This window comes from Polaromonas aquatica (assembly GCF_042659145.1).
GTDB lineage: Bacteria > Pseudomonadota > Gammaproteobacteria > Burkholderiales > Burkholderiaceae_C > Polaromonas > Polaromonas aquatica.
This window is the reverse complement of sequence record NZ_JBHSRS010000018.1, coordinates 92,490-110,908: the sequence shown is the minus strand read 5'-3', so window position 1 is coordinate 110,908 and position 18,419 is coordinate 92,490. Positions and strand designations below refer to the sequence as shown.

Here is an 18,419-nt window from a genome sequence, read left to right as displayed (position 1 = left end):
TGTGATGGGTAGCGGGCTCGTGGCCGCCCAGACGCCTGCTGAAAAGGCCCTCGCCGCAGAGTCTTTCCGCATCATTGCGCCGTTCCCGCCGGGTGGCCCGGTGGACTCGCTGGCACGCTTTCTTGCGGCCGGCCTGGGCGAGCGCTACAAGCAGGTTGCCGTGGTGGAAAACCTGGCCGGCGCGGCGGGCAATATCGGTATCGAAAAAGTCAAGCGCGCCAAACCCGACGGCCATACCCTGCTGGTGGTACCCGCAGGCAACCTGACCATCAACCCGACCCTGATGCCGAATTTCCCGTTCAACATCGAACGCGATTTTGTGCCCATCACCATGCTGGCCAAGGCGCCCAATGTGCTGGTGGCGAATCCCTCGCTCAATGTCAAAAATGTCCGGGAACTGATCACCCTGGCCAAGGCCAAACCCGGCAAGCTGGCCTATGCGTCGCCCGGCGTCGGCAGCGGCCTGCATCTTGCAGGTGAGCTGTTCAAGCAGCAGGCGGACATAGACCTGCTGCATGTGCCGTACAAGGGAACAGGCCCGGCGCTCAACGACGTGCTTGGCGGTCAGGTGCCGCTGATGTTCAGCAACCTGCCGGGTACGCTGGCGTACATCAAAAGCGGCAAGCTGGTGGCGCTGGGTGTCACTGAAGCCGCGCGCAGCGCCAGCGCTCCAGACATCCCGACGCTGGCCGAGCAGGGCGTGAGCGGTGTGGTCGTGACCTCCTGGTATGGCCTGCTGGCCCCGGCAGGTACGCCGCCTGCGCTGGCTGAACGGCTGGCCCAGGACGCGGCCGAGATTCTTGGCCATTCGAATGTGCGTGAACAGCTCAAGGCCCAGGGCTTGACCGGGACGCTCATGAAGCCGGCCGGATTCGCTGCCTACATGCGCAATGAAACCGCGCAGTGGACAAAGGTTATCAAAGCCCGCAACATTGTTGCGGAGTAATTTTTCTGTTTCAGGAGAACCCACCATGACCATGAACAACATACCCATCCATGCTCTGCCAGAGCGTTACCTGAACCAGCACCAGGCGCGCCAGCGGCCGCCCACCACGTATGAAGACCTGCTGGGTGACTCCATCGAGCGCGGCTTCGCCGCCGGCCACTGGGAGCTGGATGCGCTGGTTGCCCACCTGAACAAGGGTGGCCCGCTTGGCCCCAACGGTGAGTTGTGGACTGCCGAGTCCTTTCAGTCCGTGATGAAAACATTGGGAGAGTGACATGAATACCGCAACCGCTACTGCAACTGCTGCACCCACCGCTGCCGACGTCGACAAGCTGCTCGAACGCGGCCTGTACGACCTCTGGTACCCGATCTGCCCTTCGCATTTCGTCAAGGAGCGCCCGGTGTCCCTGCGCCGCCTGGGTTACAAGATCGCCGTCTGGCGCGATGCGACGGGCGCCGTCCATGCGCTGGAAGACCACTGCCCGCACCGCGGCGCGCCGCTGTCCATGGGCGTCAACCTGGGTGACCGCCTGGCCTGCCCGTACCACGGTGTTGAAGTGCGTTGCGACGGCACGGTGACCAAGGTCCCGGCCAGCCCCGGCTGCACGCTGGAAGGCTCGCGCGCAGCGCGCTCCTTCCATGTGGTCGAGGCGGCCGAGTCGATCTGGCTCTACAACAGCCGCGAGTATGTTGAAACACCACCGCCCTTGAAGCTGCCTGAGGAAATCAGCGGCCCCGACTGGAGCTCTTTCCTTTGTTATGTCGAATGGCGCGGCGACTACCGCTACGTTGCCGACAACGTGATGGACCCGATGCACGGCAGCTTTGTGCACAAGCAGTCGCACTCCATGAGCGAGGGCGACATCAGCGCCAAGTTCAAGCTGCGCAAGACCGACACTGGCTTCATGTTTGAAAAAGACGGCCAGCGCGACGTGAACTTCGACTGGGCCGAGTGGGCTGATACCGGCACGCAATGGATGCGCCTGGCGATTCCTTATCCAAAAACCGGCGGCCCCGGCGGCAGTTTTACCGTGATCGGCAGCTATACCCCTGTGAGCCCGCAGTTGTCGGTGGTGTTTTTCTGGCGCTGCCGCAAGGTCAGCGGCTGGCAGCGCGACGTCTGGCGTTTCCTGTACCGCAACCGGCTGGAAGAGCGTCACTGGGTGGTGCTGGAGCAGGACCGCGTGATGCTGGAAACCATGGAGCCCGATGCCAACCAGCGCGAGCATCTGTATGAACACGACGTCGGCCTGTCGCGCCTGCGCAAGACCATGCAGAACCTGGCCCTCAAGCAGCTGACAGCAAAGTAAGCACCATGGATTTCGAAATTGCCGGCCGCAAGGCCCTGGTCTGCGGCGCCAGTGCCGGTCTGGGTTTTGCGTGCGCCCAGGCGCTCGCAAAAGAAGGTGTTGAACTGGTGATCGCCGCGCGTACCGAGGCGCCTTTGAAAGAAGCCGCAGACAAGCTGGCTGCGCTTTCAAACGCGCCGGTTTCATGGGTCGCCGCGGACGTGACCACCGCAGAAGGGCGCGCGCGCATTTTTGCGGCGCACCCGGAGTTTGACATCGTGGTCACCAATGCCGGCGGTCCGCCGCCCGGTGATTTCCGCGACTGGGACCGCGAGGCCTGGCTGCGCGCACTCGACGCCAACATGCTCAGCCCGATAGAGATCATCCGCCAGACGGTGGACGGCATGATGCAGCGCGGTTTCGGCCGCATCATCAATATCACCTCCAGCGCCGTGAAGTCGCCCGTGGACGGTCTTGGCCTGAGCACCGGTGCCCGCAGCGGCCTCACGGGCTTTGTGGCGGGACTGGCGCGTACTACGGTAGGCCGTGGCGTGACCATCAACAACATCCTGCCGGGCACTTTTGATACCGCGCGTCTGGCCGGCAACTTTGCGGCGCAGGCGCGGCGTGAAAACGCCACTGTGGAAGAGGTCCGCGAAAAGCGCCTGGTCAAACACCCGGCGCACCGCTTCGGCCGGCCGGAAGAGCTGGGCGCTGCCTGCGCCTTTTTATGCAGTGCGTATGCGGGTTATATCAACGGGCAAAACCTGTTGATGGATGGTGGCTCTTTCCCCGGCGCCTGGTAATTCATTCCATTTCTACTTCAGCGCGATATGTCGTTGCCCTGCCTTGCCGTGCTGTAGCACTGTCTGCGGCAGTGCGCCTAATCTCGCATTGAATTAGCAATGGAATTGGGGACCTTCTGCGCCGCGAATTCAGTGATACCCGTTCACCCCGAGCCTGTCGAAGGGCTTCGACTGGCTCGATCAGGAGGGTATACAGGTGCCCTACAGGTGCCCGTATAGCGTGCGTTCTACCGCCCGCTCTGGGCCTTGAATTTCGCGCAATAGTCAACTTCGGGCACGGCCGGCGTGGCCCAGGTGGCGTCGAAATTTGCTATCTTTTCAGTAGCTGCCTGCGTGCGTTCCACCTGCATCAGGACCGCTTTTGACTGAATATCTGGCGGCAGGTGCTGCGGCACGCCCAGTGTGCGGTCTGCATGCCCGCTGCCTGTCAGCAGCAGCACCACCTTGCCCGGCAGTACGGCCTGGAGCAGTGTGTTGGCCATGCTGATGTCCTTGGCTATCTGTATGCGCGTCATGGGTGTGATCTGGTTTTCGGGCAGCAGGTTGCAGTGGCCTAAACGAATCGACTGCTGCTGCGCCTTCAGCGCCGGGCCGGGCAACTGCATATCCAGCTTGCCATCGGCCATGCTGTCCTGCATGCGTGCGCGCGGCAGGTTGGCGCCCAGCACCGGAATGTCTGCGCGCACGGCCGTCATCACGGCGGGGCCATAGGCCTGCCATGGCCAACCTTTGTCGCTCCACTTCAATGCGCTTTTTACCTGCTGCTCGCTTGAGCTGGGGTGGAGTTTGGCTGTGCTCACGCCGGCATCGGCCATTTCCAGCGCTACGGCTGCCAGCTGCCCGCGTGCGGCCAGCAGCGCGATCACCTGCTGCTCTATCTGCTGGTGTTCTGCTGCATCGTGCTGTTCGCCCAGCAGCAGGACGCTGGTGGGTAACAGCGGGTCCAGCCGGGCTGCGGTTACGGCAGCCACGCTGTCGCTGAGCGGCCGCAGGACTGGCGCTTCAGGCTGGCTGGCGCAGCCGCCAAGCAGCGCCGCTGTGGCGAGGCAAATCAGGGCCTGGGATTGGCGTGGCAAAAAGAATGGGGGCATCGGTGGATACTAATGCCTAAAGCCGCGTTGCGTGTGTATCTCCGTACGCCGCGCCCGCCTCCATTTTTATCTCCGCCATGTCCCAGAACTTCAGCCAGCGCTTTTCGACCCAATCCCGATTTGCTCCCGCCCGCATTGTTTTGACGCTGTTGCTGGCGTTCGCCGCAGCGGAATTGTGTGTTGTGCTGCGCACGCCCCTGCCGTGGATGATTGGCCCCTTGCTGACGACGGCTGTGCTGTCCATGCTGGGCACGCCGACGCAGAGCTGGACGCCGCTGCGCAATACCGGGCAATGGACTATTGGCTGCGTGCTGGGGCTTTATTTCACGCCGCAGGTGGTGGCACTCGTGGCCGGTTTATGGTGGGCGATTGTGCTGAATATTGTCTGGGCCCTGCTGTTGGGCCTGCTGCTTGGGGCATGGCTGCACCGTGTGCACGAAGGGCCGGGGCTGTTTCATATCGCGGGGCTGACGCGCACCACGACTTATTTTGCGGCGCCTGTAGGTGCGGCTTCCGAAATGACGCTGATGGCCGAGCGCCATGGCGGGCGGACCGAGCTGGTGGCTTCGGCGCACAGCCTGCGGGTGCTTCTGGTCACGCTGATCATCCCCTTCGGTTTTCAGTGGGCGGGCCTGCATGGCCTGGACAGCACGCTGCCCGGCGCGCGTGTTGTGCACTGGCCTGGGTTGGCGCTGTTGGCCGTGTTGACGGGCGCGGGCTGCTGGGCCATGCTCAGGCTCAAACGTACCAACCCGTGGTTTATTGGTGCCTTGATCGTGTCGTTGTTGCTGACCGCATTTGGTGTGACCCTGTCGGCCGTGCCGCAGGCCATGACCAATGCCGCGCAACTGGTGATTGGCATCAGCCTTGGCGTTCGTTTCACCCGTGGTTTTGTGCACCTTGCGCCGCGCTGGCTGGGCTCGGTGGCGCTGGCAACGGTCGCGCTGATCTTGCTGTGCGCCGGTTTTGCCTGGGCACTGGCGCAGTTCATGCCTGTGCACTGGGCGACCCTGCTGCTGGGCACTTCACCGGGCGGTATTGCCGAGATGGCGATCACGGCCAAGGTGCTGCAGCTGGGTGTGCCGCTGGTCACGGCGTTTCATGTCACGCGGCTGGCGGCGGTATTGCTGATTGCAGAACCCATGTACCGCTGGTTGTATGAAGCCCGGGGCGCAGGCAATTTTCCGACGGGCCACCCCTGGGAAAATTAGCCCCCTCGGGGGGCATCCTTCGACAAGCTCAGGATGAACGGGGAAGTGCAGTGAGCGAGCGTGGGGCGGTATTGCTAATGGAGCGAAATTGGCGTGTTGGCCAGCCCGCTGTAGCTTTCCAGCGTGTCTTCAATCTCCTGCTGGGTCGGCGTGTTCTGTTCCCAGGCGCTCAGGCGCAGCTGGAACATCTCGGCCCAGGAGCCGTCGAGGTAGACCTCCTTGCCGGAGCGTTTGTCCACAATCTCAAAGCCGTTGCGGGCGAGTTGGGGAATGGTGGGGGCAGGCGCGGACTCTTCCGGGGCGTTGGCGTGAATTTGCACCACCACAAAAGATTCCGAGTCGTAGAGCATGTGCATGGATGTTGTCCTTTGGTATTCAGATAGCAACGAAGCTGCCAAGTTCAAGGCCTGCAGGACAAATCGGCGCGATTCGTAAAATCGCGCCCGCAAGTCCAAAAAACGCACACTTTCGACGGGTTTATTCAGCGTTCAGGGCCTGATGAGTTCGCTCAGCTGCTGGTCGACGAAGTCGCCGTTTTGCTGGGTGATCCGGTTGCGTACCGGGAGGTAGCCCAATGATGGCGCGTACCAGACCTCCACTTTCTGGTCGTACTCGCGGCGCGGCATGCGTGTCAGCTTGAGCGCCGTGACCTCGCCGTTGGGCAGGCTGAGTTTTTCTTCGGTTTCCACCGTGAAGGTCCAGGTGTCCGCATCGCGCGGCCCGGCAGTGTACAGCGTGATGCTGCTGCCGGCCGGGAAGGCGTCGGGTTTTCCGGCAAGCATGCCGCCCATCTGCAAAAAGACGCTCACACGGTCTTGCGCACCTTCGATCCACGGCAGGTCCGGCGTGTTGGCGCTGAAGGTGATTTTGCCTTTGTCCGCCTCGAAATGTGCGGCCTGCTCGCTCCTGAACTTGTCCGCAAAACGTATGGGCGCCAGCCCGGTCGGCGTGATCTGGCCGGCGCTTGTCATGCTGCGCGAGCCTATGAAAAGTGCGCTGACCTTCATGCTGGCTTCGTACTGGCTGCCGGCGTTTTTCCAAACCAGTTCCGCATCCGCCCGGTAGGTCAGGCCCTTGGAGGCGCCGATTGCCTTGTACTTGAGGAGCACCGAGTCCTGCAGGGCCATGGCTGTGACCGGCGTGGTTTTCGGGCCGGCCGGCAGGGTGCTTGTCGTTGCGGGTGTGCTGGAGGCGGCGCCCGATGCAGGCAGGTCCGGCGCGGCCGTGGGTGTCGCGCTGGCGGGTGTGCTGTCGGCGCCTGTGGGCGCACTGTCTGCGGGGTTTTGCTGGCCATCGGATGCTACGGAATCCATAGCTGCCTGCGCAACATCTACGGGGGGCAGGGGTTGATCTGATGCTGAATCGGGGGCTGGAGCGGGCTGCGCCGCGGGTTTTGGCCGTGCAGGCCTGACGGGTTTTGCGGGCCGTGCCGCTGGCGCCGGGGCGGCCTCGGGTGCGGGCTTTGGCTCGATGCTGCGTGTAGCAAACACCCGGGTGCTGAAGGCATCGGGGTCCAGCCTGGCGCCCAGCCGGGTTGGCGAAGCCTGCAGGACCAGCACATGTGCGGCAACCACCAGCGCGCCCAGCGCAAGCAGCAGGCGCCAGGGTGGGGCTCCTGATCCGGTGGCCATTGTCATGCGCTCATGCCGCCATAAAACCCAGGTCCGCAGAAAGCTGCGCCGCCGCCGCCTTGAGCGGTGTGGCCACCGCGCCGTCCCAGGCCGGGTCAAAGTTTGCCAGCGAACCCAGCGCCACCATGCCCAGCACCATGTGGCCATCGGCGTCAAACACCGGCGCGCAAAATCCGGCCACGCCTGGCAACAGGGTGTTCACCACTCTTGCCAGGCCGTGGTGGCGCACTTCATCGAGCCGCTCCGTCACCTCCGCCATGTTGGCCGGCACGTCCTGGTGCCCGGCCTTTTGCGCCCTGGCCAGTTCTTCCTTGAGCAGCAGGGCAAGCCGGTTCTTGAGGGCATTCTGGCGCGCCGTCATGAATGCGGAGAAACACAGGCCGGTGGCCGATGACAGCAGGGGCATCACATCACCCAGCCGCAAATTGACCGTGATGGTTTGCGGCGACTCTTCCCAATGGATCATGGTCGGCCCCTGGTTGCCCCAGACGGCGAGCGCCAGGGTCTGGCCTATCTGCTCCATCAGCGGGCCCATGCGCTGGCGTGCCAGTTTCACACTGTCAAGTCTTGAAAGGGAAGCAAGCCCTAACTTTAGGGCAGCAGGGCCGAGGTCGTAGCGGGTTGTTGCTGCATCCTGGATGACAAGCTCCAGCCGCTGGAAGCTGACCAGGTAGCGGTGCGCCTTGGCCGCACTCATGCCTGCGGCGGCGGCCAGGTCGCGCAGCATCAACGGACCCCGCGATGCGGCAAGGACCTGCAACAAGCTGAAACCCACTTCTACCGACTGTATGCCCGCGCGCTGTGGTGCCAGGTCTGTCAGGCTCGTTTCTTCTGCTGGATCAACTCTCTCGTTCATGCCGTTGAATTAGGATTTAGAATTACATTTAGGTAAACTGATTTCACTTATCGTAACTCCAGAATGCTTGGTAGCGGGTTGGCTTGATAGACTGACCCGGCAACAGGCTGAAAATTCACCGACAGGAAACTGATGAAACTCGCTACTTATAAAGATGGTTCACGCGACGGCCAGCTCGTCGTGGTCTCGCGCGACTTGTCTACCGCGCATTATGCGACGGGCATCGCCAGCAAACTGCAGCAGGTGCTGGACGACTGGAACTTCATGGCACCGCAGCTGCAGGACCTGTACGAGACGCTCAACAACGGCAAGGCGCGCCATGCCTTCCCGTTCGACCCGGCCCAGTGCATGGCCCCGCTGCCCAGGGCCTACCAGTGGGCCGACGGCTCGGCCTTTATCAACCACGTCGAGCTGGTGCGCAAGGCGCGCAACTCCGAGGTGCCACAAACGTTTTACACCGACCCGCTGATGTACCAGGGCGGCAGCGACGACTTTATCGGTCCCTGCGACGACGTGGTGGTTGCCGACGAAGCCTTCGGCATCGACTTTGAAGCCGAGGTGGCCGTCATCACCGCCGACGTGCCCATGCGCGCCAGCCCCGAGCAGGCGCTTGACGGCATACGCCTTGTGATGCTGGCCAATGACGTTTCGCTGCGCAACCTGATCCCGGATGAACTGGCCAAGGGCTTTGGCTTTTTCCAGAGCAAGCCGGCCACGGCCTTCAGCCCGGTGGCGGTCACGCTCGACGAGCTGGGCGATGCCTGGCAGGGTGGCCGCCTGCACATGACACTGCAAAGCACCTGGAACGGCCGCAAGGTCGGCATGTGCGAGGCCGGCCCCGAGATGACTTTTCATTTCGGCCAGCTGATCGCCCACATCTGCAAGACCCGTAACGTGCGCGCCGGCAGCATCGTGGGCTCGGGCACCGTGAGCAACAAGGACTGGAGCCACGGCTACAGCTGCATCGCCGAAAAGCGCGCGATTGAAACCATCGAAGACGGCAAGCCGAAAACCGCCTTCATGAAGTTTGGCGACACCATCCGCATCGAGGTCAAGGGCAAGGACGGGCAATTGGTGTTTGGCGCGATCGAGCAAAAAATCGCGGCATGCACTGCCTGACCAGCCGGTACTGGACGCATTAAATTCATTCAACCGTTAGAACTCACAACAAAAGGAAGACAAGCACATGCAACGCCGTCAATTACTTGCCGGGCTGGCTGCCACCGCAGCCGCCACCGCCACGCCCTGGGCCAGCGCCCAAAGCGAGCAGCCCATTCGCTGGATCGTTCCCTATCCTGCCGGGGGCGGCACCGACGTGCTGGCGCGCACCATGGCAGAGGCCATGCGCGGCGCCATGGGCCAGCAAATCCTGATTGACAACCGCCCCGGCGCTGCGACAAACATAGGCGCCGAGCTGGTGGCCCGCGCCAAGCCCGATGGCCTGACGTTGATGTCCGCCGACAACGCGGTGCTGGCCTTCAACGAGCACCTTTTTTCGAAACTGCCTTACAACCCTGAAAAAGACTTCACCTATGTAGGCGGCCTCACGCGCTTTGCGCTGGCGCTGGTGGTCAATCCGGCATTCGAGGCCAAGACCGTGCGCGAGTTCATCGCCTACGCCAAGGCCAACCCCGGCAAGCTCAACTACGCCTCGCCCGGCAACGGCTCGCCGCACCACCTGGCCATGGAAATGTTCAAGGTGCGCACCGGCACCTTCATCACCCACATTCCCTACCGTGGCGCGGCGCCTGCTGTGCAGGACGTGATGGGCGGGCAGGTGCCGTGCATGTTCCTGGACCTGGCCGCCGGCCTGCCGCTGATCCAGTCGGGCAAGGTGCGTGCGCTGGCCATAGGTGCGCCCAAACGGTTTGCCTCCTTGCCGTCGGTGCCCACACTGGCTGAAGCCGGCGTGCCGGACACCGAGGTGTTTGCCTTTCAGGGCGTGCTGGCCCCGGCCGGCCTGCCTGCCGCGCAGTTGCAGCGCCTGAACGGTGAAATCAACAAGGCGCTGGCCAGCCCCACCGTGCAAAAACGCATGGCCGACTTCGGCATGGAGTCGATAGGCGGCACGCCGGAGCAGTTCCATGCCATGGCACGTGCCGAATCGCAGCGCTGGGGCCGCATCATCAAGGCTGCGAATGTGAAGCTGGATTAAGCCGCCGGTGAAAGGCTGCAGCGCCTGATTTTTAAGTAAAAAAGGCCTGCAGCCCCAGATGTATGAGCGCAGCCAGCTATAAAAAGAGTAGCGAAGTTGCCGATCCTGTCGCCGGCTCAGGCCGCGTAAAGTGCGTCCAGCGACCTGAAGCCCTTGATCTCCAGCGGGTTGCCAAAGGGGTCGCAGAAAAACATGGTCCATTGCTCGCCGGGCTGGCCTTCAAAACGTACCTGGGGCTCCAGCACAAATTCTGTGTTGGCGGCCTTCAGGCGTTCTGCCATGGCCTGCCATTCGGGTAGCGCGAGCACCAGCCCGAAGTGCGGCATGGGCACCAGCTTGTCGCCGACGTGGCCGGTGCGTTCCGTCTTGAACGGCTCGCCCAGGTGCAGCGAAATCTGGTGGCTGAAAAAATCAAAATCCACCCAGGTGTCGGTGCTGCGGCCCTCGGCGCAACCGAGCACGCCGCCGTAAAAGCGGCGCGCAACATCCAGGTCCCTGACATTGAAGGCAAAGTGAAACAGGCTTTTCATACCTGAAGCTTATCAGCCCGCGGTCAGGATGCGGGCCGAGCCGCGCAGCACCAGCGAGGGTGCAAAACGCGACGGCTGCGGGCAGGCATCGCCGCCCGTCACGCGCGGCAGCTCGGTGCGCGCCAGCAGCAGGCTGGTGACATAGGCGCCCATTTCCTGCACCGGCAGGCGTACCGTCGTCAACCCGCTGCCCATCAGTTCAAACCAGACCGGGTCACCGTAACCGACGATGGAGACATCCTCCGGCCACTGCAGGTTGAGGCTGCGCAGCGCCTTCAGCGCGCCTATGGTGAGGCTGGAGCTGCCCATGACCAGCGCGGTAGGGCGCTGGCTGCCGCTCATGAGCCCATGCACCGCATGGTGCGAAAACTCGGGCCGCGGCTGGCCGAGGGCGACGCGGTCCGGGTTCAGCCCGTGCTCGATCATGACGGCGCGAAAACCCGCCAGCCTGTCCCTGCCGCAACTCAGGTCGGTGCCTGTGCCCACATAGGCAATGTCGCGATGCCCGTAGGTCACCAGGTGCCGGGTGGCGGCGCTGACGCCCAGGTAGTCGTCGATGACCACGGCTTCGTGCGGCAGGCGTTCGTCCTGGCGCACCAGTTGCACGGCATTGGCGCCGGCCAGCAGCTCCAGCGTCTGTGCCTTGGGCGATGCCGTGGGCGTGATGATGATGCCGGCGGCCCGCGCGACGATCAGCGCGCGCAGGTCGTCCATCTCGCGCTCGGGGTTGTCCTCGGTCACGCTCAGGGTCAGCTGGAAGCCGCGCGCCGCCGCCGCATCGGCCACGGTCTTGGCGATGGACGCATAAAAATCGTTCTGGATGTCCGGGATGATCAGCCCTATGGTCGGCCCGTGCTGGCCGCGCATGCTTTGCGCCGAGCCGTTGGGGACGTAACCCAGCTCCCGCGCCAGTGCGCGCACGCGCAACTTGGTCTCGGCCTTGATTTTCGGGTGGTCGGCCAGTGCGCGCGACACCGTGGTGTGCGACAGCCCGAGCGTGCCGGCCAGGTCGCGTATGGTGACGACGGGTTTGCTGCTTACAGTGTCCAAGGCCGTTCCAGTCCGTCATGGCGCGCAAACGCCGCAATGTGTTGTTCCATCTTCAGTGTCAGGGCGATTTCATCGGTGCCGTCCAGCAGGGCGCGGCGTCGGCCTTCGTCCATGGTGAATCCATGCACGGCTGCGTCAGGGCCTGTGACCTCCCTGCGCAACAGGTCTACGCGGCAGTGTACGCCGGGCGTTGCCTGGATTTGCCGCAGCATGGCAGCAACCGTGCTGTCCGGGAGGACGACCGGCAGCAGCCCGTTCTTCAGGCAGTTCTCGTAAAAGATCGGGCCGTAGCTGGGCGCTATCACTGCGCGTATGCCGTAATCCAGATGCGCCCACACCGCGTGTTCGCGTGAAGAGCCGCAGCCGTAGTTGGCACCGGCCACCAGTATGTTTGCGCCGCGGTAGGCCGGCTGGTTCAGCACGAAGTCCGGCTTGTCACCGCCCTGCTCGTCGTAACGCCAGCTGCCGAACAAACCGGTGCCCAGGCCGTCGCGTTCGACGGTGACCAGCCAGCGCTGCGGCACGATGGCATCGGTGTCCACGTTTTCGCGGTCCATGGGCAGGGCAATGCCGCTGACTTGATCGAAGGCTTGCATGTCAGGATTCCAGGGTTCTGTGGTCTACGATCACGCCGGCAATGGCCGCTGCGGCTGCGCTGGCCGGGCTGGCCAGGTGGGTGCGGGCGCCCGGCCCCTGGCGGCCTTCGAAATTGCGGTTGGAGGTGGCGACGCAGCGTTCGCCGGCGGCGACCTGGTCGGCATTCATGCCCACGCACATGGAGCAGCCGGAGTTGCGCCATTCAAAACCGGCGTCCAGGAAGACTTTGTCCAGCCCCATGGCTTTGGCCTCGCGCCGCACTGTCATGGAGCCCGGCACCACCATCGCCCGGACGGACGCGGCGACCTTGCGGCCCCTGGCTACACGCGCTGCGGCGATCAGGTCGGACAGCCGGCCGTTGGTACAGGAGCCTATGAACACGCGGTCAATCGCCAGCCCCTCGAGGCGCTGCCCGGGCCGCAGGCCCATGTAGGCATACGCCTTGGCCAGCACAGCGCGCTCGCTGTCGCTGGTGGATGTATCGGGCGCCGGCAGCGACTCACCTAAGCCAATGACCTGGCCCGGATTGGTGCCCCAGGTCAGCTGCGGCGACTGCAGGTTGATGTCCAGTTTGAGCTCGGTGTCGTAGCGGCTGCCCGGGTCGGAATACAGCTGGCGCCAGGCTTGCAGGGCTTCATCCAGCTTCGGGATTTGCCGGCCGTGCGCAGCCATATAGGCCAGGGTGACCTCATCGGGCGCGATGCAGGCGGCGCGCGCGCCGGCTTCAATCATCATGTTGCACAGCGTGAAGCGCGCCTCCATTTCCAACGCCGTGACAAGCGGGCCGGCAAGCTCCAGAAAACCAACCGAAGCACCACGCACGCCAATGCTGCGTATGACATGCAGGGCCAGGTCCTTGGCCGTCAGGCCCTCGGCCAGCGTGCCGTCCAGCGTCAGGCGCATGGACTGCGGGCGCTGCATGGCCAGGGTTTGTGTGGCCAGCACATGCTCGACCTCGGAGGTGCCTATGCCCCAGGCCCAGGCACCCAAAGCACCCAGGGTGCAGGTGTGGCTGTCGCCGCAGACCAGGGTCATGCCGGGCTGCACCAGCCCCTGCTCGGGCGCCACCACATGCACGATGCCCTGGTCGGGGTGGCCGATGTCGAAGTGCCGGATGCCGAATTCCTGCGCATTGCGGCGCAGCGCCAGGATCATTTCCGTCCCGCCCGGAACGGTGGCGTCGCTGCGGTCCACGTCGGTCGAGACGATGTGGTCGGCAATGGCCACGGTTTTTTCAGGGTGGCGCACGGTGCGCCCGGCCTGCCGCAAGCCGGAGAACGCCTGTGGGCTGGACAGGTCATGCAGCAGGTGGCGGTCTATCTGGATCAGGCTGCGCCCGTCATCAAGCCGGGCAATCTGGTGCGATGCCCACAACTTGTCGAACAGGGTGCGCGCGTGCTGGGAGGCAGGTTGGGCCATGGTTTGCAGTAAATGGGAGTGTACGTTTGGCTGGGTTATGAAATTGCACACGTGTGCTTCATGCGGCTGAAATCATACGCCATGAGGCTATTGAAGGGAATAGCTGTGTTGACAGCCGATTTGAAAACACGTAAATTCCAGATTAATGCACACGTGTGTATTTTCAAAAAACCAACCCAAACAAGAGACAAAACCATGCAGCCTGCCCAGCGAATCTTCCGTTTTCGTACTGTTCTTGCGATGTGCCTGGCCGGCTTTGCCGGTCTGATCGGCCTTGGCCAGCCGGCCTGGGCGCAGGCGGACGCCGCCAAAAGCTACCCCAACAAGCCGATACGCCTGGTGGTGCCGTTTGCCGCCGGCGGCACCAGCGACGTGCTGGCCCGCCTGATTGGCCAGAAGCTGGGCGAAGCGCTGGGCCAGCAGATCGTGGTGGACAACCGGCCCGGTGCCAATGGCAATATCGGCAGCGACGCAGTCGCCAAATCTGCCGCCGACGGCTACACACTGCTGCTGGCCGCCGACGGCACGATAGTGATCAACCCCAGCCTGTATTCCAACCTGCCCTTCAACCCGGAAAAAGACTTTGTCCCGATCACGCGCGTGGCGCTGGTGCCGCTGGTCCTTGTGGCGAATCCCACACTCAAGGCCAACACAGTGAGCGAGCTGATCGCCCTGAGCAAGAAGCCGGACTCGCAGCTTGACTTTTCCTCAGCGGGGCCCGGCAGCACCGGGCACCTCGCGGGCGAGTTGCTCAAGAGCCAGTCCGGCCTGCGCATGACGCACATTCCCTACAAGGGCGGCGGCCAGGCCATCACCGACGTGGTTTCCGGCCAGGTGCCGCTGCTGGTGACGGCGCTGGCGACCGCCGGCCCTTTCCTCAAGAGCGGCCAGCTCAAGGCGATTGCCGTGACCTCCAGCACACGCATGCGCAGCGCGCCTACGATCCCAACGGTGAACGAAACCGGCGTGGTCGGCTTTAATGTCTCGTCCTGGTACGGCATCATGGCACCGGCAGGCACGCCTGCGCCCATCGTCAAGCGGCTGAATTCCGAACTGATGAACGTGCTCAAGCAACCTGATGTCAAGGTCAGGATGGAAACGCTGGGCGCCGAACCCATGGGCGACACGCCCCAGGAGTTCGCCGCCGTCATCAACAAGGATCTGGCGCGCTGGGCACGCATCATCAAGGTCGCCAACATCAGTTTTCAATAAGGCACGGCACGCATCTATGCGCATCACAGACATCCGGGAACTTTCAGTTCCCCTGCAGGGCAATATCGCCAACGCACTGGTCAATTTTTCCGAACACACGGTCTCGCTGGTCGCCGTGTTTACCGACGTGGTCCGCAACGGCAAGCCGGTTATAGGGCTTGCCTTTGACTCCATTGGCCGCTATGCGCAGGGCGGCATCCTGCGCGAGCGCATCATCCCGCGCGTGATGACCGCCGCAACGGCATCGCCCGGCAGCCTGCTGGATGCGGCCGGTACGGGTTTTGATATTGCAAAGCTGCTGCAGGTGATGCTGCGCAACGAAAAACCCGGCGGCCACGGGGACAGGGCTGCTGCGATAGGCGCGCTTGAACTGGCCTTCTGGGACCTGAACGCCAAGCTGAACGACGAACCAGCCTGGCGCACCATCGCCCGCCACTTCGGCAGCGAGCCCGCCGTGCAGGGCGTGCATGTGTACGCGGCCGGGGGTTATTACTATCCGAACGACACGACCGCCCGCCTGCGGGATGAGTTCCGGGCATACCAGGACCTTGGCTTTAACGCCTTCAAGATGAAGATAGGCGGCGCCACACTGGCCGAGGACATGGCGCGCATCGAGGCTGCGCTCACGGTGGCGGGCAGCGGACAGCAACTGGCGGTCGATGCCAATGGCCGCTTTGACCTGGCTACGGCGCTGGCCTATGCACGCGCCATCGAGCCCTACGGCCTGCGCTGGTATGAAGAGATCGGCGACCCGCTGGACTACGACCTGAACCGCCGCGTGGTTGAAAGCTATGCCGGCCCGGTGGCCACGGGTGAAAACCTGTTCTCGGTACCGGACGTCAACAACCTGCTGCTGTTCGGCGGCATGCGGCCCGGGCATGACGTGTTCCAGATGGATGCCGGCCTGAGCTACGGCCTGGGCGAATATGTGCGCATGCTCAACGCCATGGAGGCGCGCGGTTTCAGCCGCGGCGATGCGCACCCGCACGGCGGGCACCTGATCAACCTGCATATCGCTGTAGGTCTGGGGCTGGGCGGCTGCGAGGCTTACCCCGGCGTGTTCCAGCCCTTTGGTGGTTATCCGGCGGGTTGCGCGGTGGGCTGCGGCCTTGTCAAGCCGACGGGTGCGCCCGGCTTTGGGCTGGAAGAAAAAATCGAGCTGGCGGAATCCATCCGGAACCTGACGAATTGATAAAACGAATCGGAGACATCAAGATGAAAGTTGCAATCGTCGGCTGCGGCGCCATGGGTTCGGTTTACGCCGGGCTGCTGGCCGGCGCGGGTAATGAGGTGATGGTGGTGGACCGCTGGCAGGCCCATGTGGACGCCATCCGCACGCAGGGCCTGCGCGTCGAAGGTGCCAGCGGCGACCTCGTGGTGCAACTGCAGGCCTATACCCAGGCGCCGGTGCAGGCAATGGACCTGGTGATCATCGCGGCCAAGGCCGTGCAGGTTGGCGACGCTGCCCATGAAACCAAAAAACTGTTGGGCCCGCAGACCGTGGTGCTGACCATACAAAACGGCCTGGGCAGCGCCGATACCGTTGCTGAAATCGTAGGCAAGGAGCGGCTGGTGGTGGGCATCGCTGCCGCCTTCGGCGCGTCGCTGCGCGGTCCCGGCCATGCGCACCACAACAGCATGAATGCCGTCAAGATGGGCGCTTATGCCGGCCTTGCTGCGGCGCGTGTCGAAGAGGTGGCGGCGCTCTGGCGTGGCGCCGGCTTCACGGCCGACGCCGTAGACAACGTGGCCGCCATGCAGTGGGAAAAACTGATCTGCAACGTCGCCTTCAGCGCGCCCTGCGCACTGACCGGCCTGACGGTGGGGCAGGCCATGGACGATCCCGACATGGGCCCGACAGGCCTTGCGGCTGCGGTGGAGGCCTGGAAGATCGCGCTGGCCCGCAAGGTGCCCATCAGCGTGACTGACCCCGAAGCGCATGTGCGCGCCTTCGGTGAGAGGGTGCGCAACGCCAGGCCGTCGGTGCTGCTGGACCACGATGTGCGCAGGCCCAGCGAAATCGACGTGATCAATGGCGCCGTGCCGCGCGAGGCCGCCAAATGCGGGCAGTTTGCCCCTGTCAATGCCACGCTGACGGCGCTGGTCAGGCAGCGCGAACGAAACTTCTGAGGCCGGCAGTGCCTGCACCCGCGCGAACAGCGGCCTTTCATTCAGTCCGGGGTTTTTATGATTCTTGAGCTTGCCAGTCTCCATATCGTCCCGGGCCGGGAAGCCGGCTTTGAGGCGGCGTTTGCCCAGGCGTGTCGCATCATCGCCGGCGCGCCCGGCTACCTGTCGCACCAGCTGCAGCGTTGTGTGGAAGAGCCCGGCCGATACTTGCTGCTTGTGAACTGGCGCACGCTGGAGGACCACACGCTGGGTTTTCGGCAGGTGCCGGAGCATGACGAATGGAAGCGCCTGCTGCACCCCTTCTACCAGCGCCCACCTGCGGTCGAGCACTATGCCATGGTGGCTTCGTCAGGTGGGCCGGATGATGGTATTGCTATCTAATTGATAGCTGGTTGCGCGCGTATTACGGCGACCACAGGCCTTTTTCGCATTAAAACGTTCCTGTTGTACACGTTTTGGGCCTCAAGCGCCGCCGTTTGAGCTGCGCGGGCCAAAGGCGAAAAAATGGGTTGACGAAGCGCGCCGGCGTTGCACAATGAAGGTGCCTGCCTGGGACTGCCATGCACATGCAGGGCAGGCATCCAGACAGATGCAATATTGCACAACACGCCAGGAGACAAGCATGAGTGACGCGGACAACCCTTCTTTTCCAGGTTTCGGCAAGTTTGTGCCCGGTTTTGATTTTTTGCAGAACCTCGCAACCCAGGCAGCGGGCAGCGCAGCGCAAAAGATCCCGCAGTTGCCCAACCTCGGCAACTGGGTTGCGCCCACGCTCAATGTGGAAGAACTCGACAAGCGCATCGAGGAGCTCAAGGCGGTGCAGTTCTGGCTGGACCAGAACGCCACGGCATTGAAGGCCACTATCCAGGCGCTGGAGGTGCAAAAAATGACGCTGGCCACGCTCAAGGGCATGAACTTCAATATGGGCGATGTCGCCAACGCCTTCAAGCTCAAGGTGGCCGACAGCATGGCCGGTGGCGTGCAGCGCGTGGCCGACAAGGCCAGGAGTTTTTCCGGGCTGGAGATTCCGCCGGCGAATTTCCAGACTGAAAAACCTGCTGCGAATGCACCCAAAGCCCGGGCGACAAAAACAAAGGCAGCCAGTGCGCCTGCTGCCGGTGTGGTGGACCCCATGCAGTGGTGGGGTGCGCTGACCCAGCAGTTCCAGACCATTGCAACCGATGCGATGAAGGACGCCGCCAAAAAGACCGCCATGGATACAGGCAAAAGCCTGGCCACCGGTCTGGCCAAGGACGCCATGAAAACCGCCACAGGCATGGCCAGGGGCATGGCGGAGAGTGCAGGTAAAACGGTGGCAGGCGGCGCACGCGCGGCCATGAACACGGCCTTGCGCAGCAGCCAGGCATGGCCTTCGCCCGTGGCGGCCAAACCCGCATCGCGGGCCAAACCGGCACCTGCAAAATCCGCCAAAGCGGCACCGGCCCGCAAGGCCGCCCGCAAAACTGCCCGCTGACTTCCACCACCATCCAACAACC

General features: G+C 63.5%; 20 protein-coding genes. 12 read left to right on the top strand and 8 right to left on the bottom strand.

Translation table 11 applies throughout. From position 1 onward, the window contains the following. Positions 1-4 precede the first annotated feature (4 nt). Genes ACFQND_RS08955 through ACFQND_RS08940 form a run of 4 tightly spaced genes read left to right on the top strand, consistent with a single transcriptional unit; the run spans position 5 to position 3,041 of the window. Positions 5-946: a Bug family tripartite tricarboxylate transporter substrate binding protein gene (locus ACFQND_RS08955; protein WP_371439152.1), complete on the top strand. Its 942-nt coding sequence runs from the start codon at positions 5-7 to the stop codon at positions 944-946. 25 nt (positions 947-971) lie between these two features. Then, complete coding sequence (locus tag ACFQND_RS08950) at positions 972-1,220, top strand: recombinase-like helix-turn-helix domain-containing protein (RefSeq protein WP_371439025.1); 249 nt, start codon at positions 972-974, stop codon at positions 1,218-1,220. Between the two features lies 1 nt (position 1,221). Further along, positions 1,222-2,256, top strand: a complete 1,035-nt coding sequence (locus tag ACFQND_RS08945) for a Rieske 2Fe-2S domain-containing protein (RefSeq protein WP_371439024.1) — start codon at positions 1,222-1,224, stop codon at positions 2,254-2,256. Between the two features lie 5 nt (positions 2,257-2,261). After that, positions 2,262-3,041, top strand: a complete 780-nt coding sequence (locus ACFQND_RS08940; protein ID WP_371439023.1) for an SDR family oxidoreductase — start codon at positions 2,262-2,264, stop codon at positions 3,039-3,041. Positions 3,042-3,268: 227 nt separating this feature from the next. Here the strand turns inward: ACFQND_RS08940 and ACFQND_RS08935 are convergent, their stop codons facing one another. Continuing rightward, on the bottom strand, positions 3,269-4,117 hold the full coding sequence (locus ACFQND_RS08935) for a ChaN family lipoprotein (protein ID WP_371439022.1): 849 nt from the start codon (positions 4,115-4,117) through the stop codon (positions 3,269-3,271). Between the two features lie 92 nt (positions 4,118-4,209). Here ACFQND_RS08935 and ACFQND_RS08930 point away from each other — a divergent pair, with 92 nt between their 5' ends. Then, positions 4,210-5,343 (top strand): AbrB family transcriptional regulator, encoded by a 1,134-nt coding sequence (locus ACFQND_RS08930; protein WP_371439021.1) that lies wholly within the window; start codon positions 4,210-4,212, stop codon positions 5,341-5,343. A 74-nt stretch (positions 5,344-5,417) separates the two neighbouring features. Here the strand turns inward: ACFQND_RS08930 and ACFQND_RS08925 are convergent, their stop codons facing one another. From ACFQND_RS08925 to ACFQND_RS08915, 3 genes are all read right to left on the bottom strand, one after another. Further along, positions 5,418-5,699, bottom strand: coding sequence for a BTH_I0359 family protein (locus ACFQND_RS08925; RefSeq protein ID WP_371439020.1), 282 nt, complete (start codon positions 5,697-5,699; stop codon positions 5,418-5,420). A 132-nt stretch (positions 5,700-5,831) separates the two neighbouring features. After that, on the bottom strand, positions 5,832-6,980 hold the full coding sequence (locus tag ACFQND_RS08920) for a DUF3108 domain-containing protein (protein WP_377413161.1): 1,149 nt from the start codon (positions 6,978-6,980) through the stop codon (positions 5,832-5,834). A gap of 4 nt (positions 6,981-6,984) precedes the next feature. Further along, the gene (locus tag ACFQND_RS08915) at positions 6,985-7,785 is read right to left on the bottom strand and encodes an IclR family transcriptional regulator (protein ID WP_371439151.1); all 801 of its coding nucleotides are present in this window, start codon (positions 7,783-7,785) and stop codon (positions 6,985-6,987) included. A 177-nt stretch (positions 7,786-7,962) separates the two neighbouring features. Here ACFQND_RS08915 and ACFQND_RS08910 point away from each other — a divergent pair, with 177 nt between their 5' ends. Together ACFQND_RS08910 and ACFQND_RS08905 are read left to right on the top strand one after the other, a co-directional pair. Next, positions 7,963-8,949 (top strand): fumarylacetoacetate hydrolase family protein, encoded by a 987-nt coding sequence (locus ACFQND_RS08910; protein ID WP_371439018.1) that lies wholly within the window; start codon positions 7,963-7,965, stop codon positions 8,947-8,949. A gap of 67 nt (positions 8,950-9,016) precedes the next feature. After that, complete coding sequence (locus ACFQND_RS08905; RefSeq protein ID WP_371439017.1) at positions 9,017-9,985, top strand: Bug family tripartite tricarboxylate transporter substrate binding protein; 969 nt, start codon at positions 9,017-9,019, stop codon at positions 9,983-9,985. Between the two features lie 116 nt (positions 9,986-10,101). Here the strand turns inward: ACFQND_RS08905 and ACFQND_RS08900 are convergent, their stop codons facing one another. The 4 genes from ACFQND_RS08900 to leuC are packed head-to-tail and all read right to left on the bottom strand — an operon-like array spanning position 10,102 to position 13,581. Next, positions 10,102-10,515, bottom strand: a complete 414-nt coding sequence (locus tag ACFQND_RS08900) for a VOC family protein (protein ID WP_371439016.1) — start codon at positions 10,513-10,515, stop codon at positions 10,102-10,104. 12 nt (positions 10,516-10,527) lie between these two features. Next, entirely contained in the window at positions 10,528-11,565 is a 1,038-nt protein-coding gene (locus ACFQND_RS08895; RefSeq protein ID WP_371439015.1) for a LacI family DNA-binding transcriptional regulator, read from the bottom strand. Next, positions 11,553-12,161 (bottom strand): 3-isopropylmalate dehydratase small subunit, encoded by a 609-nt coding sequence (gene leuD, locus ACFQND_RS08890; protein WP_371439014.1) that lies wholly within the window; start codon positions 12,159-12,161, stop codon positions 11,553-11,555. Before leuD ends, ACFQND_RS08895 begins: the two co-directional genes overlap by 13 nt. A 1-nt stretch (position 12,162) precedes the next feature. Continuing rightward, the gene (gene leuC, locus ACFQND_RS08885) at positions 12,163-13,581 is read right to left on the bottom strand and encodes a 3-isopropylmalate dehydratase large subunit (protein WP_371439013.1); all 1,419 of its coding nucleotides are present in this window, start codon (positions 13,579-13,581) and stop codon (positions 12,163-12,165) included. Between the two features lie 195 nt (positions 13,582-13,776). Here leuC and ACFQND_RS08880 point away from each other — a divergent pair, with 195 nt between their 5' ends. The 5 genes from ACFQND_RS08880 (at position 13,777) to ACFQND_RS08860 (ending at position 18,397) form a co-directional block, all read left to right on the top strand. Next, a complete protein-coding gene (locus ACFQND_RS08880) occupies positions 13,777-14,793 on the top strand; it encodes a Bug family tripartite tricarboxylate transporter substrate binding protein (protein ID WP_371439012.1) in 1,017 nt (338 codons plus the stop codon). A 16-nt stretch (positions 14,794-14,809) separates the two neighbouring features. Next, positions 14,810-15,985: a mandelate racemase/muconate lactonizing enzyme family protein gene (locus tag ACFQND_RS08875; RefSeq protein WP_371439011.1), complete on the top strand. Its 1,176-nt coding sequence runs from the start codon at positions 14,810-14,812 to the stop codon at positions 15,983-15,985. A gap of 23 nt (positions 15,986-16,008) precedes the next feature. Then, positions 16,009-16,923 carry a ketopantoate reductase family protein gene (locus tag ACFQND_RS08870; protein ID WP_371439010.1) on the top strand — a complete coding sequence of 305 codons (915 nt, stop codon included), beginning with the start codon at positions 16,009-16,011 and terminating at the stop codon, positions 16,921-16,923. 57 nt (positions 16,924-16,980) lie between these two features. Then, entirely contained in the window at positions 16,981-17,304 is a 324-nt protein-coding gene (locus ACFQND_RS08865) for an antibiotic biosynthesis monooxygenase family protein (RefSeq protein WP_371439009.1), read from the top strand. Between the two features lie 241 nt (positions 17,305-17,545). Continuing rightward, the gene (locus ACFQND_RS08860) at positions 17,546-18,397 is read left to right on the top strand and encodes a PhaM family polyhydroxyalkanoate granule multifunctional regulatory protein (RefSeq protein WP_371439008.1); all 852 of its coding nucleotides are present in this window, start codon (positions 17,546-17,548) and stop codon (positions 18,395-18,397) included. Positions 18,398-18,419 lie beyond the last annotated feature (22 nt).

Coding starts and splice junctions, on each gene's coding strand:
- ACFQND_RS08900 (WP_371439016.1), bottom strand. CDS start 10,515: ATGAAAAGCCTGTTTCACTTTGCCTTCAATGTCAGGGACCTGGATGTT.
- leuD (WP_371439014.1), bottom strand. CDS start 12,161: ATGCAAGCCTTCGATCAAGTCAGCGGCATTGCCCTGCCCATGGACCGC.
- ACFQND_RS08870 (WP_371439010.1), top strand. CDS start 16,009: ATGAAAGTTGCAATCGTCGGCTGCGGCGCCATGGGTTCGGTTTACGCC.
- ACFQND_RS08925 (WP_371439020.1), bottom strand. CDS start 5,699: ATGCACATGCTCTACGACTCGGAATCTTTTGTGGTGGTGCAAATTCAC.
- ACFQND_RS08865 (WP_371439009.1), top strand. CDS start 16,981: ATGATTCTTGAGCTTGCCAGTCTCCATATCGTCCCGGGCCGGGAAGCC.
- ACFQND_RS08940 (WP_371439023.1), top strand. CDS start 2,262: ATGGATTTCGAAATTGCCGGCCGCAAGGCCCTGGTCTGCGGCGCCAGT.
- ACFQND_RS08945 (WP_371439024.1), top strand. CDS start 1,222: ATGAATACCGCAACCGCTACTGCAACTGCTGCACCCACCGCTGCCGAC.
- ACFQND_RS08880 (WP_371439012.1), top strand. CDS start 13,777: ATGCAGCCTGCCCAGCGAATCTTCCGTTTTCGTACTGTTCTTGCGATG.
- ACFQND_RS08910 (WP_371439018.1), top strand. CDS start 7,963: ATGAAACTCGCTACTTATAAAGATGGTTCACGCGACGGCCAGCTCGTC.
- ACFQND_RS08920 (WP_377413161.1), bottom strand. CDS start 6,980: ATGACAATGGCCACCGGATCAGGAGCCCCACCCTGGCGCCTGCTGCTT.
- ACFQND_RS08955 (WP_371439152.1), top strand. CDS start 5: ATGGGTAGCGGGCTCGTGGCCGCCCAGACGCCTGCTGAAAAGGCCCTC.
- ACFQND_RS08930 (WP_371439021.1), top strand. CDS start 4,210: ATGTCCCAGAACTTCAGCCAGCGCTTTTCGACCCAATCCCGATTTGCT.
- ACFQND_RS08905 (WP_371439017.1), top strand. CDS start 9,017: ATGCAACGCCGTCAATTACTTGCCGGGCTGGCTGCCACCGCAGCCGCC.
- ACFQND_RS08950 (WP_371439025.1), top strand. CDS start 972: ATGACCATGAACAACATACCCATCCATGCTCTGCCAGAGCGTTACCTG.
- leuC (WP_371439013.1), bottom strand. CDS start 13,581: ATGGCCCAACCTGCCTCCCAGCACGCGCGCACCCTGTTCGACAAGTTG.
- ACFQND_RS08875 (WP_371439011.1), top strand. CDS start 14,810: ATGCGCATCACAGACATCCGGGAACTTTCAGTTCCCCTGCAGGGCAAT.
- ACFQND_RS08860 (WP_371439008.1), top strand. CDS start 17,546: ATGAGTGACGCGGACAACCCTTCTTTTCCAGGTTTCGGCAAGTTTGTG.